This window comes from Spiroplasma sp. NBRC 100390, from assembly GCF_001886495.1.
Taxonomy (GTDB): Bacteria; Bacillota_I; Bacilli_A; order Mycoplasmatales; family Mycoplasmataceae; genus Spiroplasma.
In genome coordinates this window covers 905,514-926,184 of the sequence record NZ_CP018022.1, presented here as the reverse complement: position 1 = coordinate 926,184, position 20,671 = coordinate 905,514, and the positions used below count along the sequence as shown (strand labels likewise).

Sequence of the window (20,671 nt, the reverse complement as noted above, 5' to 3'; positions counted from 1 at the left end):
AAGAAAATATTAGGTAGGAAAATATTGTCAATAGATTTTTATTGTAAAAGGTTTCTACTGTTTTTGATACAGTACTTTATAATATTCAGCAGCATAATATTTATTATAAAGTATTAACCATTTTTTCTTCATTCTTGCAGCATCGTTAGAATGAATTGGTGTCACATTATTATTTAATAAATATTTTAGGATTTAAAATTTAATATTTAAAGTAACAAAAGGTAACAAGAATGTATTCGGTTTTGTTTTGTAAGTAGTTCTTTATAATTAATTTTAAATAATAATGTTCTGATCACCACTTTTATTATCTCGCAAAAAGGTAAAAAATCATTTTCTTTTTTGAAGGGTTTCGGAATTATCAAATAATTATATTGGTTAAATTTAGGAAATTATTTTCATTTTTAAAAAAATAAAAACCATCTTATGATGGTTTTTTTGTAGTACTTATTTTTTGCAAAGTTTGGTAAAATTTTGTTTTAATGATTTTATTATTACAGTAATTATATAAATACATGCTACCAATTAAAATTCCTAAAATTGCGATAAAAGCAATGATAAATCACACATATCCTGGCAAACCAAAAAAGGTCCCGTGGACATTTAAAAAGAAATATGGATATCAACGATTTTCAGTTACGCCAGGTGTGTTTCCAGGTCAAGTAAAATGATCACCAGAAAGACGACGTAATTCACCTCTAATCATTGCGTAAGCACAATATCCTAGTAAAACAAGGACATATTTTCAAAAGTTTGTGTGAAAAAATTGTTTTAATTTAATTTCTTGCTTGTTTTCCATAAAAAATAGGACATAAACGACAAATGCAATTGGATTTGTCATATGATCAATAACAGTTGTAATTCATCCCAAGGCACTTCCTGGCAAGGGTTGTGTTGGTAATAGTAAGCAATTATATATAATAAAAGTAATGGTAATATAACAAGCGGCGGCTAGCGCAACTGGATATGATTGAATTTTATTTTTATTTTCTTGATGATGGCGAATTCCACTAATTAAGAATCAGAATAAGATTCCTAAGTTTGATAAACAAGTAAAAGTTGTAAAAAAATCTAATGTATATACTGTGTAATCACCATGGTAACGGTTAATAATATCATTTTGATTGAGAATCCCATTGACAAATGCTCATGTTAAGATGGCAATTCCAACTATTGCAAAAAATAGTTTATAAATCTGCTTTCAAATTAATTTTATTTTTAAAGTCATTTATAACTATTTCTCCTTGATTCTTGGTTGATTTGTAGTAATTCTAATATTTCTGCAATTACTACTATAATATTGTAGCATTGATTAGTTTAAAAACTGGACAAATTAATTAAGATAAGAGGAGTCTTGCAAAATTAATGTTTTTTTTGAAAAAGGTATACATTTTAAATAAAATTCGGTAAGATAATATAAACCTAAATTATAAGGTTTAATTAGAAGAGGTGTAATGATGTCAAAAAAAGAACTAGCAGAGTTAATTGCAGGCCAATTTAATTTATCAAAATCGCAAGCGGGAGAAATTGTTGATTTTGCTTTTGATAAAATTAAAGAAACTTTAGTAAAAGGAAATGAAGTCGCAATTGCAGGATTTGGGAAATTTGCTGTATCAGCAAGAGCAGCAAGAGAAGGAAGAAATCCAGCTACTGGGGAAACAATTAAAATTCCAGCTTCTAAAGCAGCTAAATTCAAAGCAGCTAAACAATTAAAAGATGCATTAAACTAATCAGCAGTTAGTTAAGGTTTAACTGTAATGTTAAATAATTTATTTAACAAGGGCAGTATTAATAAGTGGCGATTTTTGTTGAGCCATTACAAATTAATAAATTTGTCAGAAGAACAGTTAGTGTTAATCATGTTGATTATGAACTGTTCTTCTTCTGATAAAAGGTTCATCACTCCGTTAGAAATTGCTAATCATTCCAATTTTACTGAAACAAAAGCAAAAAATATGTTAGACCAATTAAAACAAGATGGTTTTATTGATATTAAGATGAAAAAAGATGTTTTGGAAATGGATTTGTCACCAATTTTTAACAAAATTATTATTGCAATCGAAAATTTAGAGTTAAATGTTGAAAAAAAGATTTTGTTTGATCAAGTCAATCAAATTTTGCAAGAACCTTTAAATGAACACGATAAAGCTACTTTAAATACTTACTTAGAGAATAAAATTTCTGATTTTCAATTAACCCTAATTATTACTAATCATCAAGAAACAAAAATGACGTTTAAAGAACTTATTAAGTTTATTGATAATTATCTTAAAAATAAACCAAAATCATTAACTAAATACAATTGATTAATTGATTAAGAACTGGTTTAAAGTCAAGAAAATTAGGCAGGGTCAGAAAAAGTTCATAACCATTTTCTTCAAAAAAAGAAACTGGGATTTGTTTTGTTGGTATTAGTTTTATTCATTCTGTTAATTTCTGATATGATAAGATGAAATAACGATCATAGTAATGAAAATAAATAATAATAAAACTAATGCCATGATGTTTTTTAACTAAAGCTAATTGTTTTAACTGATGTGCTTTAATATTGTTTAAGTTGAATTTTTGCTGGTTGGTTTCTTTTGCTTCAAATTCGATATAATGGCCTTGATAAAGACCATAATAATCACAACCAGTTTTTTCTTTAAAATAACTTTTTGTGATTATATGCTGATTTTTTTCCAATGGAATAATATTGACTACTCGTTTAAAAAAGAGACCAATATTATGATCAAAATATTTTTGAATAGTATAATTAAGTAAAGTTTCTAAAAACATTCCACGATTATTGGGCAGGTGCATGATTGTTTCCTCCTTATAATATAATTAACAAAAAAGGACACTTGTTCCTTGTAAAAGAGGTGTTAAAATGAAAACAATTAAATTGCGAGCAGTTGATGTCATTAATAAGGAATTTCAAGTTGATTACCAAGGTTATGATCCGAATGAAGTTGATATGTTTTTAGATATGATTGCCACTGATTATCGAGTTTTTGAAGGAATTACGAATGATTTTAATAAAGAAATTAAATATTTGCGTCAACAAATAAATGATTTGCAAGACAAAAATGATGTTTTAAGAGCACAACTTGATGAAACAAAAGCCCAAAAAGCACGGTTAGAAGAAGAAGGTTTTTCAAAAGCTGATCTAATAAAACGAATCCATAATTTAGAAGGTAAGATAAATAATGACTAAATTTTAACAACTAGTTATTAGCAAAATTAGCATTTTATTCTTAAGATATAGTATAATTATTATGAGTTATAACAGAACTAGTTGCTATTAACAACAGTTAATAGAGGAAACTCCACGCTCGCACAATCTGCGATGATTGTAGTGTTTGTGCTAATTTAATTCATAAGATTAGGCATAAGGGATCCTTATGACGGCTGAAAAAAATCCTAAGTTATTTATTAATATGGAATTTTTTCTATAAAAGTGCCACAGAAACGAGTTTTTAAAGAAATTTAAAAAATGGAACGGGTAAACCCCACAAGCGAGAAACCTAAATTTTGGTAAGGGAACTTCTTTTTTTCAAAGCAGAAGAAAATAAGAAGATCAATTTTAACAAATTGATAGATAAATAACTAGTATTTTATTTTATTAAATAAAAAACAGAACGTGGGTTATGATGTTATGACTTTGTAAATAAAAATAGGACTTCTATTTTTATTTTTTTTCTTTATTAAAATTGATTTTAATTTATTTTGTTAAAAATTTATTAAGGGCTTGACTTTTTAAAAAAATAAATTATAATTTTTATAAATAAGAAAGGAAAAAGATATGGAGAAAAATAGTAACAATGATTTAACCGTGAAGAACGATAAGATTTGGGTTCGGATTAAAAAATCATTATTTCACAAAGAATTATATAATCAAAGGTCGATTACTTTTAAAATTACAGTATCAGCAATTTTTTTAGCAGTTGCTGTTGGTTTGAGTTTATTAGAGATTTTTAATATTCCAACCCCCTGAGGAGCAACCTTTGGGTTACGCTTTTTTGATACATTAGTGATCATTTATTCAATTTCAATTGTTGGATTAGGGTTTGCCTTATTAGAGGGGATAGCTTTACCTTGGATTCATAATCTAATTGATGGTCACCACACCTGAATAGAAATGGCGTTTTTTATGATTTCTAACATCCTGGTTATTTTTATTACATGGTTTATTTATTATATTTTGTTTAATGCTTATTACAAAGTAAAGGTTCCTGAAGATGTTGGTGATCATGCAATTCATGAATATCATCATGTTAAAAAAGCCCATGATCACCATCATAAAATTATTAGTATTACTTGAACCAAAAAAATTTTAGCATTTGTAATTATTATTCCATTATGTGCTTTAGTTGAAGCATTATCGTTTCTAATTGTTGCAAAAATTTTAGTAAATACTGGTCATTCACATTTAGAAGAAGAACATGTTCATATGATTAAACATGGGATTAATATGTTAGCACCAACAGTTAGCACACCGAATGAAATTATTAATTGATCAGATGGTGTTAGTGTTGCTCATGCTGGTCATGACCATGATCATGACAACAGTGGAATGGCTTCCATTTTTGAATCATGACAGCACACCTTAATTTTTATTGGAATTTTCTTTGGAATATTTACCGCAAAATATATTGTTAATGCTACATTATTTTTATTATTAGAACGACGAACAAGACAGTTGGTTGATCGATATGGAATATATGTCTAAAAAACTTTTTTAAAACATTAAAAAAGTTTTATTTTTTGTTATAATATAAAGATAAGAAAGTTTATTGATAAAACTTATTTAGAATAAGAGGTGAGTTTATGGGTAAAATTAAAGAGTTAATTGATATTAATAAGATTGAAAAAAACTTGGAGTATAACGAATTAGACCACAAAAATCAGACTCGTAAGCAGCAAACGCCATTAGAAATGATGAAGGAGATTAAAGCACCGCGAATCGGTTTTTTTAAGTTAGTTGCAATTTATTATCGTCGATATTTATTACGTTCATTTACAATTTTATTTACTTTAGTTTTAAGTTCAACATCAATTGTAACAATTACCCTTTTAATAAATAAGTTAATGACCCAAATTTTATTTGAATTTGGAAATGACCCGGGGGCAGTAACAACTGGATTAGACTGATGAATTTGATTAATCATCATTGGTGTTGTCTTGGTAATTGGTGTTGTCACAACAAACATTCGTGAACGGGTTGGAGGAATGTTGGGACGGAATATTGAGATTGATGTTCGAAATGCCGTTTTAAATAACTTAGTTAATTTAAACATTGGTTATTATTCTGATAAAAAAATTGGAGAAACAATGACAAAATTAATTAATGATACGCAAATTATTGGAGATGAATCACAATTAACGCCAGCTAACTTAATTAGTATTCCAATTATCTTTATTGGAAGTGCAATAGTGTTGTTGAATATTGATTGAAAATTAGCATTAATTTGTTTAGGAGCAACCAGTTTATTTATGACAGCAGTTGCTGTAACATTCCGTTCACAAGCATCAGAAACAGAAAATGTTCGTGCTAAAATTACTGATGTTAATGGGGATGTAACTGATCGCATTGCTTCAATTGCCTTAATCAAAGCAACAGGAACAGAAGAATATGAACGTGTTCGTTTTGAACAAATTCATAAGGAATACTACCGTATTAATCGTCGTTTAAACCGCATTCAAGCGCGAATGACAACAATTATTATTCTTTGTGCATTAAGTTTAACTGTTATCGTTGTTTTATCAAGTATTATTTTATATGGTAATAAGGGGACAGAAAGTACTAACCACATTATGAAAGTTTTACCAGCTTTTATTACGGGGGTTAACACTTTAGCCTTCCCAATTTGAACATTAACTGGATTAGTGCCAGGATTAGCGCGGGCAACAGCATCAACAAAAAGAATTATTCAACTAATTCGTGTTGATACAACAATTGACCCAAACCGTGATGCATCTAATGTTAATGAAATTACGGGGGATATTGTTTTAAAAGATATTATTTTTGAATATCCAGAAAAACCGGGAGTCATTATTTTACCAAAAACAACGGTGAAATTTGAAAAAGGAAAAAGTTATGCTTTTGTTGGCGAAACTGGAAGTGGAAAATCAACCATTTCAAAATTATTGTTACGTTTTTATGATCCAACCAGTGGAGAAGTTATTGTTAACAATACCAATTTAAAAGATTTAAATTTAGCAAGTTATTTAACACATGTTGGTTATGTTGAACAAGAACCAAAAATTTTATTTGGTGATGTTATTTACAATGTTCGTTATGGAATGTTTAATGCAACCGAAGAAGAAGTTATTGAAGCTTGTAAAAAAGCTAATTTACATGATTTAGTTATGGGCTGAAAAGATGGTTATAATACTATTCTGGGTGAACGTGGATTTATGTTGTCTGGAGGGCAAAAACAACGATTAGTTATTGCACGGATGATTTTAAAAAATCCTCAAATTTTAATTTTAGATGAAGCAACAAGTGCGTTAGATAATATTGTTGAAAAAGAAATTCAAGCTGAATTAGAAAAAATTATGGTTGGTAAAACAACAATTTCAATTGCCCACCGATTGAGTACGATTAAAAATGTTGATAAAATTTTTGTCTTGGGAAAAGGACAAGGAATTATTCAAAGTGGAAAATATGATGAATTAATTACAATTGATGGTCCGTTCCGTGAACTTCATCGTGCTGGAAATCAAGGCCGTTAAAAAGAGAAGTGTTAAATGACACTTTTTCTTTTTGTTTAGTTGAAATTACTATTTTTAAATAAGATGCTTTTAATAGCAATATGAAAATGGTAAAATATAGCAAATTTGTTTTTAAATGAAAGGGTGGTAAAAAATATGAAATTCAAAGAGTGAAAACAACAATTACGTGATGGTTCAGAATTACAAATGTATGAATGAAAACCTGCAAACGACAAAGACATTAGGGGAGTGGTGCAGTTAGTTCATGGTAGTGCTGAACATTCTTTACGTTATGAGGATTTTGCAAAGTTTTTAGTTGCAAACAATTATGCTGTTGTTGCAGAGGATCATCGCGGACATGGGAAAACAGCGACTTGTTCTGAAAATTTGGGGTTTTTTGCCGAAGAAGAAGGATGAGAAAAAATTATTGATGATTTATATGAAGTAACAACTTATATTAAACATTGTTATCCGAACAGACCAATTGTGATGTTTGGTCACTCAATGGGGTCATTTATGGTTCGCCATTATGCTATTAAATATGGAACAAATATTGCAGCTTTAGTAATTTGTGGAACAGCGCATTATCCAAAAAGATTATTAAAATTCTCAATTAAAATGGCTAGAATTGGTCAAAAAATTAAGGGACCAAAATCAAAAGATAATTTTATTTATAAGTTTTCTTATGCCCCATTAAATGTTCGCTATAAAGATGAAGGTAACTTGGGGACAGAATGACTGGCAACGGATAAAACTGTGCAAGAGGCATTTGCTAATGATCCGTTAACAGGCCAAGTTTTTTCAACAAGTGCTTTTAAAGATATGTTTACGGGATTATTGTTTATTACCAATAAAAAAAATATTAAGTTAACACCAAATACTTTGCCACTGTTGTTTATTGCGGGACAAGATGATCCGGTTGGAAAATATGGGAAGACAGTATTACAAACGGTTGAATTGTATAAAAAAGCAGGGAAAAGAGTTAAAGTAAAATTATATCCAAATGCCCGTCATGAGATTTTAAATGAACCAATTAAACAAGAAATTTATCAAGATATCTTAAATTTTTATAATAAAAGTCTTTTTCGATAATTAAAAGTCTAATTTTTACAAAAAAACAAAGTGTACCCACTTGTTTTTTTTTTTTTTTTGCTTTAATATATTCAATAAGCAGCAACGGACTATTTAAAATTTGTGAGGAGAAAAAAATGAATTTATGAAATGGATTGTCAAATTTTAATATCCCAAATTCAATTTATTTTTTCTTTAATTTCTCATTAGAACGTGTTGCAATATTTTTTCTGGCAAGTATTATTTTATTTTATATTATGTTAAAAGTTGTTACTTGTTTTTTTAGAATTTATGCAATTAAATTAAAATTAGGAGTACTGGCAACAAAATATTTTTTTAATGCCGTATTAATTATTAGTGAATTTATTATGGCAATAATTTTACAAATGATTTTCATAAAAATTTATGCATTAAATAATGATATTACTGCTCATATTGCGGGTGAAATAGTTTTAGTTTTTCAATTTCTGATGGGCATTATTATTTTAATGAACAAGCAATTTTTAAATTATCTTTTTAAACTAATAATGTTGATTTTTATTTCACTGTTATTTTCATTTTTAATGGGAAAACAATTATTGATTTGATTTGATAAAATTCATAATCGTCAAATCTTAGTCTTGTGATTAACATGAAGTATTTTAACCGGCTTTATTGTTACATTTTTTTACTTATTTGATTTAAAAACAACATTTTTACATGAATTTGCCTTTCATTTGCTAATTTTTTTAATAACAATTAGTAATTTTGAAAGTCGCTCAAATGATTTAAAGGTTTTACAACATTCGTTATTTTTAAAAATTTTATTAAAATTAATTAAAGTTCTATGTTTGTTAGATTTGTTTTTTTTGATGAAAACTGTCAAAAAAACAATGCAAAATTTATGAGAAATTACTGATAATGACACAATTGAACTAATTGAACTTTCATTATTATTAAATGCCCTTCATTTTTTTAATATTAGTCAAAAAAATGGATTAGAAAGTTTACCAAATAAATTTTTAAAAAATGAAATTAATGGCTGAATGGGGTCTTTACAAGAATAAAATAATGTTTGAATTAACTAATTCAATGATTTAAAAACTAATTATTAACAAAAACAACTTATCAATAAAAAAGGAAAGAGGGAGCAAGAATGCGTAAGTTACTTAATATTTTAGCTGCTACAGTTTTAGCAACAACTCCAGTTATTACTGTTGTTAGTTGTAAAAACAAGGGAAAATCACAAACTGGTGATAAATACAAAGATTCAGAAGTTGAAAAAATGCCGAATGGACCATTAAAATCAAAGATTTTACAAACAACATTATTTTCTAAAATGGCAATTGCTAATCGCCATGAAAATTTAAATGGATATACACCATCAACTTTACAGATGTTAACACGATTACCAGATTCATATAAGGATAAAGATGGTAATTTAGTTGACGTTGATTATTATCGTGGTCGTTATTTAAATCAAAAAGATGGAGTGCCATTAAATAATTTGACATCAAGTTATGATTATATGAATATTTTAAGTAATGACTTATATAATACGGAAAATCAAGCAAAACCAAAAATTCCAGGATATTCTGAAAATGATTTATTACCATCAATGCCTAATTTAGCAGCAAATAGTAATATGTTAAATTACTGATATGATGGTGGACCATTATCAAATTATTCAATTGCTAAAGAAATTTTGCCAACACAGCAGGGCGATGCGCGGTTACATAAGACAATTAAGGATGCTTATAATAAAGCAATGTTTGAGTTACCACGAACAACTTACTTTTACGATTTAAATATGAATTATAATCCGTTAGCAACAAAAGATATTAAATTTGACACCGATACAAATCAAAACTTTGTTATTAATGGCGAAAAATTTGCGACCGGTAAATCATTTATTACTGCACAAAAATCAGAAGAACAAGATAAATTAATGGTAATTTTACAGTTAATTTTAATGGCTGATATGTTTACGGACCGTTCACAATCAAAAACATATATTAATCAGTTAAACAAATTTTTACCATTGTCAAAAGACGCGGATGGGAATTTTTTAGGAAGTATTTTAGGAGCAATTTATTTTCAAATTTTTGGTTCGCCAACAATGCCAAATAATCCAAATGAAAAGAATCCAAATTATGAATTGGCAAAAAAAGGTGTTTCATTGGCGTTAACTAATTTGGGTGCAACAGGAAATGAAAAACAAAAAATTGAAACAAGAGTTAATAAGTTTTTTGATGAACAAGGACAAGTTTTTATTGACTTATTATTAACAAAACCAATGCAAGATGATTTAGATTTAACAAAACCAGAAGATCAATATAAAAATCGTGATGCAATGTGAAATGGTAAGACCCCAAAATTACAGCTTGCTGATTTATTATTTAAAAAGGATAGTACTTCAAAATCGTTAGCTGAATTATTTGTTGAATTTGGAAACGAAGTTAATGATTGGTATACAAAGGCAACAACAGAACGACAAGGGATAGCAAATAATGCAGTTGGAACATTTTTAACAATTGCAGCACAAAAAGTTACACCAGGATTTAAAGTAGTCTTACAATCCATGGCCAAAATGATGATGATACCAGCGAATGGGGGCTTAGGAACCTTAACAATTAATGATATGAATCAGTTTGTTATTGCCTTATCACAAGGAATTTTAAATAGTGCTGATGCATTAACAAAAGTTAGTCAAATTTCATGATCTGATCCAAACAATCAAGAACAAAATCAAACCGAAATTGCAAAATTATTAACAGGTAGTGAGGATCCAAGCAAACCAGCCCCTGGTTCATTTATGGACACAGCCTTTACGTGGTTTAATGATGGAACCAAACCAGTTCGTTCATTATTAAATAAATTATATTTTGATCCTAATTCAGAAACGCGTAAGGACTTATTGGCAATTAATAATGCATTATATGATTATACGAATACATTATTATTAGGTGAAAATTGATTTATTAATAATGGGAAGTTCTTAAATGAAAATAATATGCAATATGACCTTGAATATAAGGGAATGGGAGATGCTGATGTTGCAACCAATTTAAATCTGCATGAAAAATGATATGTGGCAAAAGACGGCATTAAAACATACCAAGATTTAAATGCTGCTTATTTAAAAGCATTAGGAAATAATAATTTAGACTGATTTGCAAAGTATGATGGTTTAGGAAATAATTATCAAAAAGTTAATTATAAATATACTATTACTTGGACAAATGTTAACCCTGGTGATGATAGTCATCAATACTGAGTAATTTCTAATATTCAATGATTTGCAAAAGATAATGGCGGACAATGAAAACGTTATTATGATGTTGTTCAAAATGATTAAGATAGTGGTATAAGATTAAGCATGAAAAAGACATTGTTAATGAAGCAAGGAATTTTAGGAATAATTAAAGCAAAAGGACAATTTATTTCATTGCTCCTTTTAATTTTTATTTGCTCAATTATCACTTCTTGTTTATTTACAACGGTAACTAGTTTACAAGCAGCGAACCGTCAAATGGGATACGGCAGTTTTGATTATAATTATTCTTTCCATTATTCAGCAATGGAATTTGAAAATTCAAATATGCAAACAATTACGCCGAGTTTTGCATTTGATTCAGAATATGTTCTTGTAGAAAACAATGATAATAAATTAACATATCCAAAAATTACAATTGGAGCCGCAAATAGTGATGTTTTTTATGCTTTAACGCCACAAGACATTACGTTTGATAAATTACCTTCTGGAGAAATAACTGCTTTAGGGTTGGCTCTAAAAATTCGGTTATCAGCACCTAATTATCAAAATACATTAATTGCAAAATTACGGGCAATGGGGCAGAATGCGTTATCTGACCAATATTTTGCCGCTTTTAAAACAACTCAAATTTATAAAAACTTTTTAGGAATTATTACTGATTATATTAATAAAGATTTTTTATCAAAGCATCCAACGTCAACAACAGCTGAGATTCAAAATGCGATTGCTGTTTTTACTAATGGGCAAGCTGATCAAAATTTGAAAGCGATTAATCGTTGACATTGAAACTTAAAAACAACAAACAATGATTTTCAACATTTTGATATGCCAGATGTTATGGTAACGTTAGGGAAAGACAATAAAACGATTGATGTTGTTAACACAAATACTTTGTTTGATGAAGGCTTACGGGGTAGTTTTGGTGTTGCATCACGTTATACTGTAACAGATAGTGCTGGTAATGTAGAACAACGAATTCAATATTTAGGCCAATCTCCTTATCAATACATTGATAAATTAAACCAAACTGGAATTAACGAAGGGCGAATGGTTATTGGTGATTTGTTTAATAAGGTTCCTTTTTTTGGAAATTATAGTGAACGAAGTTCGTTTATTAATTTTGTTCAAAATTATTACAAGATGCTAGGAATTGTTAGTAATTTTGTGATTTCAATGCGTCAAGAAGTTACAACATGAGATATTGTTAATAATTCAAAATATAAGGTTATTGGTTGACATGATCTAATAAAAGATAATCAATTGAAGATCTTTGATAAAGTTTGGGAGTGAGAAGGACCATCGCTTAATGAATCAATATTAAGTAATTCTTATGCTGTTGTTAGTCCAAATTATTTAAAAATTCAGAAGAAGAAGTTACGCGATGATATTAAGATTGGCCAGCAAACTTTCACAGTTGGTGCGACAGGGGGAGACACGTTAAATATTTATCCAACAATTTATGAAACAGACTTTATTCCTAATTTTAAAACAGATACTGTTGTGTACTTGTCTTCATATGGTATGTCGTTATTATCAGAGGATAATAATAAAGGATTAATTAGTTTAAAAGATAATTCACGTGTTTTTTTAAAAAGTTTAGCTGGTCAACCAGCAGGTAATTTAGCTCTTTTTAAAAAATATTATGCTAACAATCCTAATCAATTAGATGTTTATGCGCAAGGATTACAAATAAGTAATAATCAAAAAGGAACTGATCCTTCAATTGGTACTTTTGAAGCTAAAAATGAAACAAACCAATTAACATGGCGCTATAGTTTACTAGCAAAAACAATTAACGTTTATATTTATATTGGGTTATTTTTCATTATTATCTTTGCGATAACATTATTTGTTGTTTCATATATTATTATTAAAGAAATGATTAAACGCGAATCATCACAAATTGGAATGTTAAAAGCGGGTGGATATTATCTTCGTGAAATTTCTTTATCTTATTGAAGTATTTTAATGGTTAGTGTTTTAATTGCGGTTCCGACCGGTTGGTTAGTCGGTATCACGCTCCAACTCTTTGTTGTAAAGTTATTTAATTTATTCTTTATTATTAATTGAACCTTTACTTGAAACTGAATGATTCTAATCTTTTTACTGGTGTTTTTTGTTGCTTTTCTATCGTTGATTACATTTGTTACTTGTTATTTTTCAATTAGTAAAACAGAAGTATTAAGTTTAATTTATCCAACGCGTGAATTAAATGTTGATAGTAAGTTAGCACGTTCTGTTCGTAGTTTACACTTTAAAACCTTTGTTGGTCGCTTCCGAATGGTGGTTTTATCAACCTCCTTAAAACAAGCCTTTACTTATTTAGGAATCTTTACTTTAGTGACCTTTACTTTAACGGTATCATTATTAGCACCAGTTTATGTCAAAAACTTTAATACAAACTATTATAAAAATATTAAGTATGGTAGTGAGGTTAAATATAGTAATGTCATTAGTAATAGTCCATTGTCATATTATAAAACTTATGCATGAAATGGAATTAATAATGTTCCAAACACTGGTGATCCAGTTGACTCTTATTTATATCCAATTGGGGGAATGACACCGTTAGCAAATTACTATAGTATTAATGGCGGTCAAACAATTAAACCATTAAAAGCAGTAAGCCAAGAACCAACGGTAGCTGGAATTTTAAAAGATATGTTGTCATATAATTTTGTTACTTTATCAGGAACTAACCTGTCATTAGGAATTTTTAATTATCTTAATGAACTAGTAAAAAATTCACCAGCCGGTGATAGTGTTCGCGCTTTAATTTCTGAAATTTTATGTACTGTTTTGCCAAAAGCGCTTGGAATTGGGGCGATTCCATATCCACCGTTTCCCGATAAAGGTGATTATGTTGCTTTATGAAATACTTGTTTTAGTAAAGCAACAAATGGAATTATTCCTGCTTCGGTCAAAGAAGATTGAAATAAAAATCCTGATCGAGCAAATCACTTTGCCTTGGGAATTGGGACAATGAGTTATAACAATGCAACTGATGATCTTTTCACGAGTTTTGATGCAGCATATAATGAAAAAAACTTACCAGTTTACGGGATTAATGCTAATACAAAAATGTTAAAATTATCAGCAGATGATCGCGCTGCTTTAACAACTAATAATAGCCAAGTTATCAACGCAATTGCAAATGTGACAGCACTCCAACGACTAAATCTATGGGTTGGACAAGAGATTACTTTAACTCCACAATTATCAACCTTGCAATATAATGTTGGTCCAAATCAGTGAACAGAGTTTAGTAATAATAATACCACCTTAGTTAACCAAAGCTGGAAATATAACCTTAGTGGTAATTCGGGTTCATGAAATCCAAGTAATTATCAAAGCCTATATTCTCTAGATAAAAGTTATTTTACTTATAATACAAGTGCTAATACGAAGTATTATGCTTCAACAGATCGAAAGAGTGAATATTATAATTTAAATAATGTTGAATTATGGATTCCATCTAATTTGGCAATGGAACAAATTTGAACGAATAAAGTAATTACGTTGAATAATGGTCAACAACGGAAATTATTGGAAGTATCAACAGGGACTAATAAAATAGTGCGAAAAGAGACAGTTAATAGTCAGGAATATTGAGTTATTAAACCATATGATTTTAACTTTGATAGTTCATATAGTGGTGACTTTGTAAATGGTATTCCAACAACGTGATATCAAGCAGCGGTTGATAATAATTTTATTAAAGTTGCACCGTCATTAACAGCACTGCCAGTGAAAGTTAAAATTGTAAAAAGTATTGCTACTTATGATAATCCCCGCTTATTTGTTAGTATGCAAAATGCAAATAAAATTAATTTATTCCCAACAACAAAATTAAATGGTCAGGCTAATGTAATGCAATGGTATAACGGAAAATATACAACTGAATTGCAACCATCTGATCAAATTAATCGTTATGCTTTATCATCGACCAATGGTGATTTATCCTTAAATAACTTTACAACTTCTTATACATCATCTGTCTTGTCGGCAGATTATGTTGGGATTAAATCACAAGTGATGAATCGCGTTATTGTTATTGCTTTATCCGTTGCCCTAATTTTTATTGTTATTATCATTATGGTTTCAGTTATTACAATTTACTTTGCAATTGATCTGTTTATTAAGAAGTTTATTAAGATCATTGCCACAATGAAAGTACAAGGTTATAGTCGGTGAGAAATTAATAATTTAACATTAGGAATTTTTATTCCCTTTGCAATTGTTGGGTGGTTAATTGGTTATTTCATTACATGAGGATTAGCCTGAACAATTACTCAAAAAGTTCTAATGTTCTTTAACCTCTATGTTCCGATTGGAACGGGGTTAATTACCTTGCCAATTATTTTAGGAGGAATTATTATTTTATATGTTTTCTCATACTTTGTTTCAATGAAAAAAATTAATAAATTAAATATTCAAGAAATTGTGTTAATGGAAAGTTAATTTAATTAGGAAAACTATGCTGCTTGCATAGTTTTTATTTTTGATTGTCATTATTTATTAAACTCTTATTCGTTGCAAAAAACAAGAAATAAGGTATAGTTAAAAAAGAAGATATTATTTTAAATAATATAATTTATCTTTTAATGAGGGTTTGAAATGTTTAACTTTACAAGAAAACAAAAATGAATTATTAATGGTGGCCTTTTAGGATTGACACTAGTGGCATTGCTTGGTTTATTGCTTTATTTTTTAAAATTATTAATTCCCGCCATTGTTTTATTATCAATTGCTGGGATTGGTTTTTTTGTGTTAATGATTGTTTGATTTGTATTTGAAAGATATAATAAGAAAAAAGGGCAAGGAGAAAGATAATAATGACCGAAAATGAAATAATTCGTAAAATTAAAGCAATTAGTATTGATACTGATCATCGCTTTTCTTTTATTGCAAAATATATTTTACAAAATTTAATTATTGTCCCAGATATTACAATTAAAGAAATGGCTGAATATACTTATACGTCAGTTGCAACAATTAACCGCTTTACTAAATTTTTAGAGTTAGACGGGTATAAAGAATTAATTCATATTATTAAATATTTTAATCATAACCTTGCTGGAGAAGAAAGTATTATGGCTGGGGAAAGTAATAATGCTTTAATGTTTAATACTTATCATAATATTATTCGTAGTTTACATGAAACCTTTCGGTTAGGACTAAAACAAAAAGAGACCATTAATAAAGTAATAACTAATTTAAAGACAGCACAGCGGATTGTTGTTTTTGCCGTTGGAGGAACTTACAATGTGGCGAAGGATTTTCAGGAAAAACTTCTTCGGGTTGGATTTAATATTATTGCGGTGAATGATTTTCATAATGGTTATTTTTTAGCACAGCAATTAAATGCTGATGATTTAGCTTTTTTTGTTTCATATTCTGGTGAAACATTAGATTTAATTAAATTAGCAAAAGTTTGTCAACAAAATCAAACTCCAATTGTTGTTGTTTGTCGTCAATCAAATAATACGTTATCTAATTTAGCTAATTATGAAATTACAATTAGTAGTAATGAATCAATTGAACGTTTAATTTCAACAACAAGTCGTTTTGCGTTGTTATTTGGGTTAGATATGATTTATTTTGCGTTGTTAGCAACTGATTTAGAACATTATCGTCATGTTTTAGAACAAACATTGGTGCCTAAATTTTAAAATTTACAAATTTTGAGATTAAATTACAGATGATAAGGTTTGCCTTGTAATTGTAATGCTTTCTTTTATGATATACATATGTATTAAAAATAATGATATTTTTTAATGAGAAAGCGAGGAAAGTAATATGGCAAAAGATCCGAAAAAGACAGCCAAAGATATTGCTGATATTGTCAAACCGGATAATGTTGTTTCATATACAAATTGTTTAACAAGATTACGGCTTAATTTAAAGCCAGGAGCAAATGTTGATTTAGAAAAACTAAAAACAACTCCTAATGTAATGGGAATTTTAACACCTTCACCAACTGAATTACAAATTGTTTTAGGACCAGGATTTGTTGCAAATGTTACACAAGCATTTGGGAAACTAGTTAATGCTGGTAAAACAGCTTATAACGAAAATGATGGTACTGACCAGTTTGTGACAGCAGCAGAAGCAGCTCAAGCAGTTAAAGGTGAAATGAAAGCAAAGCAAAATTGAGTACAAACTTTTTTTACTAAATTTTCAAAAATCTTTTCACCAATGATTATTGGGTTTATTGGTGCTGGGATTTTATCAGGGATTGCTGGGATTATGCAATCAGTATACGGGGGAGTGATGGACACAAATCACGCTCCAGCAGCTGCAGTGTCATGATTTAATGCTTTAAATTTAATTTTAAATATTTGAAAAAACGCCTTTATTATCATTGTTGGTTGAAGAACTTGTGAAGTATGAGGTGGTAGTGGTGTTTTGGGAGCGATGACAGCTGCCATTTATTCACCAGTATTTGTAAGTAGCGTTGTTCCAATGCTAGTTGTTGGTGATGCTAATCATGTTAATTATTTAGGAATTAACATTAGTAACCCATTAACAAACTGATTAACAGTTGGGTTTCGTCCCGAACTAGTTAATGGTAAATTAGTGTTTGGTAATCCATCAGGAAATATTTTAGGGGCATTATTAACAGCAACTGCAGCGTTATGAATGGAGCGCGGGGTTCGTAAGTTTATGCCAGGGGTTTTAGATACAATTGGAACACCAACCTTGGTATTATTTGGTCTATTATTATTAAATATTTTCTTATTAATTCCAATTTCAGGATATTTATATCAAGCTGTAGCATGATTCTTTGCTCATCTATATACTAATCCGTTTGGAGCATTTGTTTTAGCAGCGATATTCTTAATAGCGGTTGCCTTTGGTGTTCATCAGGGGTTTATTCCAATTTATGGAATTTTAATTAAAGAAACTGGGGTTAATGGTTTATTCCCAATTTTAGGAATGGCGGGAATGGCCCAAGTTGGAGCTGGAATTGCTTTATGAATTATGGCAACAAAAGGAAGTTTATTACGTCGTCAAATTCAAGGGGCTTTAATCCCCGCAATCTTTGGAATTGGTGAACCAATGATTTACGGGGTAACTTTACCACGAATTCGTCCTTTTGTAACAGCATCGATTGGAGCTGGTTTTGGGGGATTCTTTATTGGTGCTGTTTATATGTGAGGACACGTTACGTTTGGATTAAATGCAATGTTTGGTCCATCAGGAATCTTAGCAACCTTTATGATGACAACTGATACTGGGAATATTCCATTAGCAGTTGGAATTTATTTGGTGGGATCGGTTATTTCCGTTGCCGCTGGATGGCTTATTACAATGTTTGGTTATTCCCGAATTGTTAAAGCCGGCGGAAAAGATATGAAAGAACTATACCGCAAAGATGGAAAATATAAACTATATCAAAAAATTTTATGAACATTAGCTTTTATTACTATTATTGGAATTTTTATTTACTGAACAGTATCATATTATCAATTACCAAAAGAAGAACGTAGTAAAATGGCCCATGTTAAAGTTGAATAAAATTAATATGTAAGGGAGAGATATTATGCAAAAAATTGATTTGTCAAAAATAGACACGGAACAACGAAATACAAATAGCATGGAACTTGATCAAGTTGATACAATGGGCATTTTAACAATCATTAATAATGAAGATGCTAAGATTGCCGCGGCAGTGCAAGCACAATTGCCAACAATTACAAAAGTAATTGATTTAATTTTTACTCGTTTTAATCAAGGCGGAAGATTAATTTATATGGGGGCTGGAACATCAGGGCGACTTGGTATTCTTGACGCTTCAGAAATGTTACCAACTTATGGTCTTAAATCTGATCAAATTATTGGCATCATTGCTGGTGGTGATGATGCAATTAGAACCCCAGCTGAAGGAGCTGAAGATGATCGTCAGTTAGGTGTTACTGATTTAAAAGCGCTAAATTTGCAACCATTAGATACTGTTGTTGGGATTGGAGCGTCAGGACGAACACCTTATGTTTTAGCTGGTTTAGAATACGCAAAAACAATTGGTGCTTTAGCGGTTGGTTTATGTATGACAAAAAATTCGGAAATGTTAGCGGTTGCTGATGAAGTTATTGCAATTGAAACAGGAGCGGAAGTTGTGACTGGAAGTACAAGAATGAAAGCGGGAACAGCAACGAAATTAGTATGTAATATGATTTCAACAACTCTAATGGTTAAATGAGGAAAAGTATATCAAAACTTAATGGTTGATTTAATTGCTACAAATGAAAAACTAAGAGTGCGAACAGCACGAATTGTCAAAGCAGTAACAAACGCTAGTGATGATGATGTTGCTAAAGCATTAACTGCAGCAAACTATGCATGTAAAAATGCGATTATTATGATTTTAAAAAATGTTTCTTATGCGGAAAGTGAAACATTATTAGCAGAATATGATAATTTAGTAACAAAGGTAATTAATGATAAGTAACAAATATTCTTTAACATCTTAATTTTTAAGATGTTTTTTATTTTTTAAAGAGGAGGAGATATGATGTTAGGGATTTCAATTTATACAAACCAAGGGATTACAGTCGAAAAGAACAAGGAATATTTGCAAAAAGCATCCCAGGCTGGTTTTAAAACTGTATTTTATAGTGGTCATTATTTTGAAAAAGACCATAATGATACTGATTTAAAGGAACTAATTAAATATGCCCGTAAATTGGGGTTATATACAATTTTAGATATTAGTAAACCTTATTTTAGCTATGACTTAGTTAAAAATTATGCTCCCGATGCATTACGATTAGATTTTGGGTTTTCAACATCAGAAATTATTAATCTGATTGATAATTTACAATGTGATATTCAACTAAATGGCAGTGATAACCAGTTAGGAGATTTATCAGAAATTATTGAAGCACGAGGGACAAAACGATTAGCAATTTCTTATAATTTTTATCCAAAACCATATACTGGTATGGATATTAGTGAGTTTATTTTTCGAACAAAAATATTGCAGAAATATGATGTTCCAATTTTTGTTTTTCTTGCCACTTTAGAATATCCCCGTGGTCCTTTATTTCAGGGGTTACCAACAATTGAAAAATTTCGTCAAGTTCCACCATATGTGCAATTACAATGATATCGTCATTTTGGGGTTGAAAATTGTATTATTAGTGATACAATGATTAATGATTCTGACTTAAAGTTCTTAGTAGAAATTAATAACAGTCCAGAATTGACCATTAGATTAGACTATAATAATTTACCAGAGCAAATTACGGCACTATTAAAAAACAAGGTTTATCATATTCGGAATGATGCTAATAGCCAAGTTTTACGATTTGTGGAAAGCCGTGGGTTACATAACAATAATGCAAATATTAACACATGGAATAATCATCAGTTAGTTGTTCCACGTTATAGTTTATTAATTGATAATTATTTGTATCAGCGTTATAATGGCGAGATTTATTTAACAAAAACAAAACTGTTACTTAATGAAAAAACAAATTTAATAATAAATTTGAAAAAGGAAGGAGTTTTAATAGATTTATTAGAACCTTCTAAAGCACTTAAGTTTATTTAAGATAGAAAGAGACAAAACAAGACATTGTTGGCGTCTTTTTTTTTCCAAAAAATAAATATATTTTGTGACTATTTTTAAATTATGTTTAAATTATT

General features: G+C 29.3%; 16 protein-coding genes and 1 other RNA gene. 15 read left to right on the top strand and 2 right to left on the bottom strand.

Features of this window, described 5'->3' with window-relative positions:
* Positions 1 to 421: 421 nt before the first annotated feature.
* Positions 422 to 1,225 (bottom strand): Pr6Pr family membrane protein, encoded by an 804-nt coding sequence (locus S100390_RS04080; protein WP_070407015.1) that lies wholly within the window; start codon positions 1,223 to 1,225, stop codon positions 422 to 424.
* Between the two features lie 229 nt (positions 1,226 to 1,454).
* Here S100390_RS04080 and S100390_RS04075 point away from each other — a divergent pair, with 229 nt between their 5' ends.
* Positions 1,455 to 1,727 carry an HU family DNA-binding protein gene (locus tag S100390_RS04075; protein WP_070407014.1) on the top strand — a complete coding sequence of 91 codons (273 nt, stop codon included), beginning with the start codon at positions 1,455 to 1,457 and terminating at the stop codon, positions 1,725 to 1,727.
* A gap of 27 nt (positions 1,728 to 1,754) precedes the next feature.
* Complete coding sequence (locus tag S100390_RS04070; RefSeq protein WP_070407013.1) at positions 1,755 to 2,315, top strand: DnaD family protein; 561 nt, start codon at positions 1,755 to 1,757, stop codon at positions 2,313 to 2,315.
* On the opposite strand, the gene S100390_RS04065 is transcribed toward S100390_RS04070, so the two are convergent.
* Positions 2,290 to 2,799 (bottom strand): Holliday junction resolvase RecU, encoded by a 510-nt coding sequence (locus S100390_RS04065; protein ID WP_070407012.1) that lies wholly within the window; start codon positions 2,797 to 2,799, stop codon positions 2,290 to 2,292. The genes S100390_RS04070 and S100390_RS04065 overlap by 26 nt on opposite strands.
* 67 nt (positions 2,800 to 2,866) lie before the next feature.
* On the opposite strand from S100390_RS04065, the gene S100390_RS04060 reads away from it, so the two are divergent.
* The 13 genes from S100390_RS04060 to S100390_RS04000 all read left to right on the top strand — a co-directional run bounded on the left by S100390_RS04060 (position 2,867) and on the right by S100390_RS04000 (position 20,576).
* Entirely contained in the window at positions 2,867 to 3,193 is a 327-nt protein-coding gene (locus S100390_RS04060; protein WP_070407011.1) for a DivIVA domain-containing protein, read from the top strand.
* A gap of 69 nt (positions 3,194 to 3,262) precedes the next feature.
* Positions 3,263 to 3,632, top strand: an RNA gene (gene rnpB, locus S100390_RS04055) — RNase P RNA component class B.
* A 149-nt stretch (positions 3,633 to 3,781) separates the two neighbouring features.
* Positions 3,782 to 4,708: an ECF transporter S component gene (locus S100390_RS04050; protein WP_070407010.1), complete on the top strand. Its 927-nt coding sequence runs from the start codon at positions 3,782 to 3,784 to the stop codon at positions 4,706 to 4,708.
* A gap of 98 nt (positions 4,709 to 4,806) precedes the next feature.
* On the top strand, positions 4,807 to 6,714 hold the full coding sequence (locus S100390_RS04045) for an ABC transporter ATP-binding protein (RefSeq protein WP_070407009.1): 1,908 nt from the start codon (positions 4,807 to 4,809) through the stop codon (positions 6,712 to 6,714).
* A 135-nt stretch (positions 6,715 to 6,849) separates the two neighbouring features.
* The gene (locus S100390_RS04040) at positions 6,850 to 7,785 is read left to right on the top strand and encodes an alpha/beta hydrolase (protein WP_070407008.1); all 936 of its coding nucleotides are present in this window, start codon (positions 6,850 to 6,852) and stop codon (positions 7,783 to 7,785) included.
* 116 nt (positions 7,786 to 7,901) lie between these two features.
* Positions 7,902 to 8,810: a hypothetical protein gene (locus S100390_RS04035; RefSeq protein WP_070407007.1), complete on the top strand. Its 909-nt coding sequence runs from the start codon at positions 7,902 to 7,904 to the stop codon at positions 8,808 to 8,810.
* 89 nt (positions 8,811 to 8,899) lie between these two features.
* Entirely contained in the window at positions 8,900 to 11,101 is a 2,202-nt protein-coding gene (locus S100390_RS04030) for a lipoprotein (protein ID WP_070407006.1), read from the top strand.
* 39 nt (positions 11,102 to 11,140) lie between these two features.
* The gene (locus S100390_RS04025; RefSeq protein ID WP_070407005.1) at positions 11,141 to 15,481 is read left to right on the top strand and encodes an ABC transporter permease; all 4,341 of its coding nucleotides are present in this window, start codon (positions 11,141 to 11,143) and stop codon (positions 15,479 to 15,481) included.
* Between the two features lie 156 nt (positions 15,482 to 15,637).
* Positions 15,638 to 15,853, top strand: a complete 216-nt coding sequence (locus S100390_RS04020) for a hypothetical protein (protein ID WP_070407004.1) — start codon at positions 15,638 to 15,640, stop codon at positions 15,851 to 15,853.
* A 2-nt stretch (positions 15,854 to 15,855) separates the two neighbouring features.
* Entirely contained in the window at positions 15,856 to 16,692 is an 837-nt protein-coding gene (locus S100390_RS04015) for a MurR/RpiR family transcriptional regulator (protein ID WP_070407003.1), read from the top strand.
* A 127-nt stretch (positions 16,693 to 16,819) separates the two neighbouring features.
* Positions 16,820 to 18,541, top strand: a complete 1,722-nt coding sequence (locus tag S100390_RS04010) for a PTS transporter subunit EIIC (protein WP_070407002.1) — start codon at positions 16,820 to 16,822, stop codon at positions 18,539 to 18,541.
* A gap of 25 nt (positions 18,542 to 18,566) precedes the next feature.
* The gene (gene murQ, locus S100390_RS04005) at positions 18,567 to 19,472 is read left to right on the top strand and encodes an N-acetylmuramic acid 6-phosphate etherase (RefSeq protein ID WP_070407001.1); all 906 of its coding nucleotides are present in this window, start codon (positions 18,567 to 18,569) and stop codon (positions 19,470 to 19,472) included.
* A gap of 63 nt (positions 19,473 to 19,535) precedes the next feature.
* Positions 19,536 to 20,576 (top strand): MupG family TIM beta-alpha barrel fold protein, encoded by a 1,041-nt coding sequence (locus S100390_RS04000; protein ID WP_070407000.1) that lies wholly within the window; start codon positions 19,536 to 19,538, stop codon positions 20,574 to 20,576.
* Positions 20,577 to 20,671: the final 95 nt, after the last annotated feature.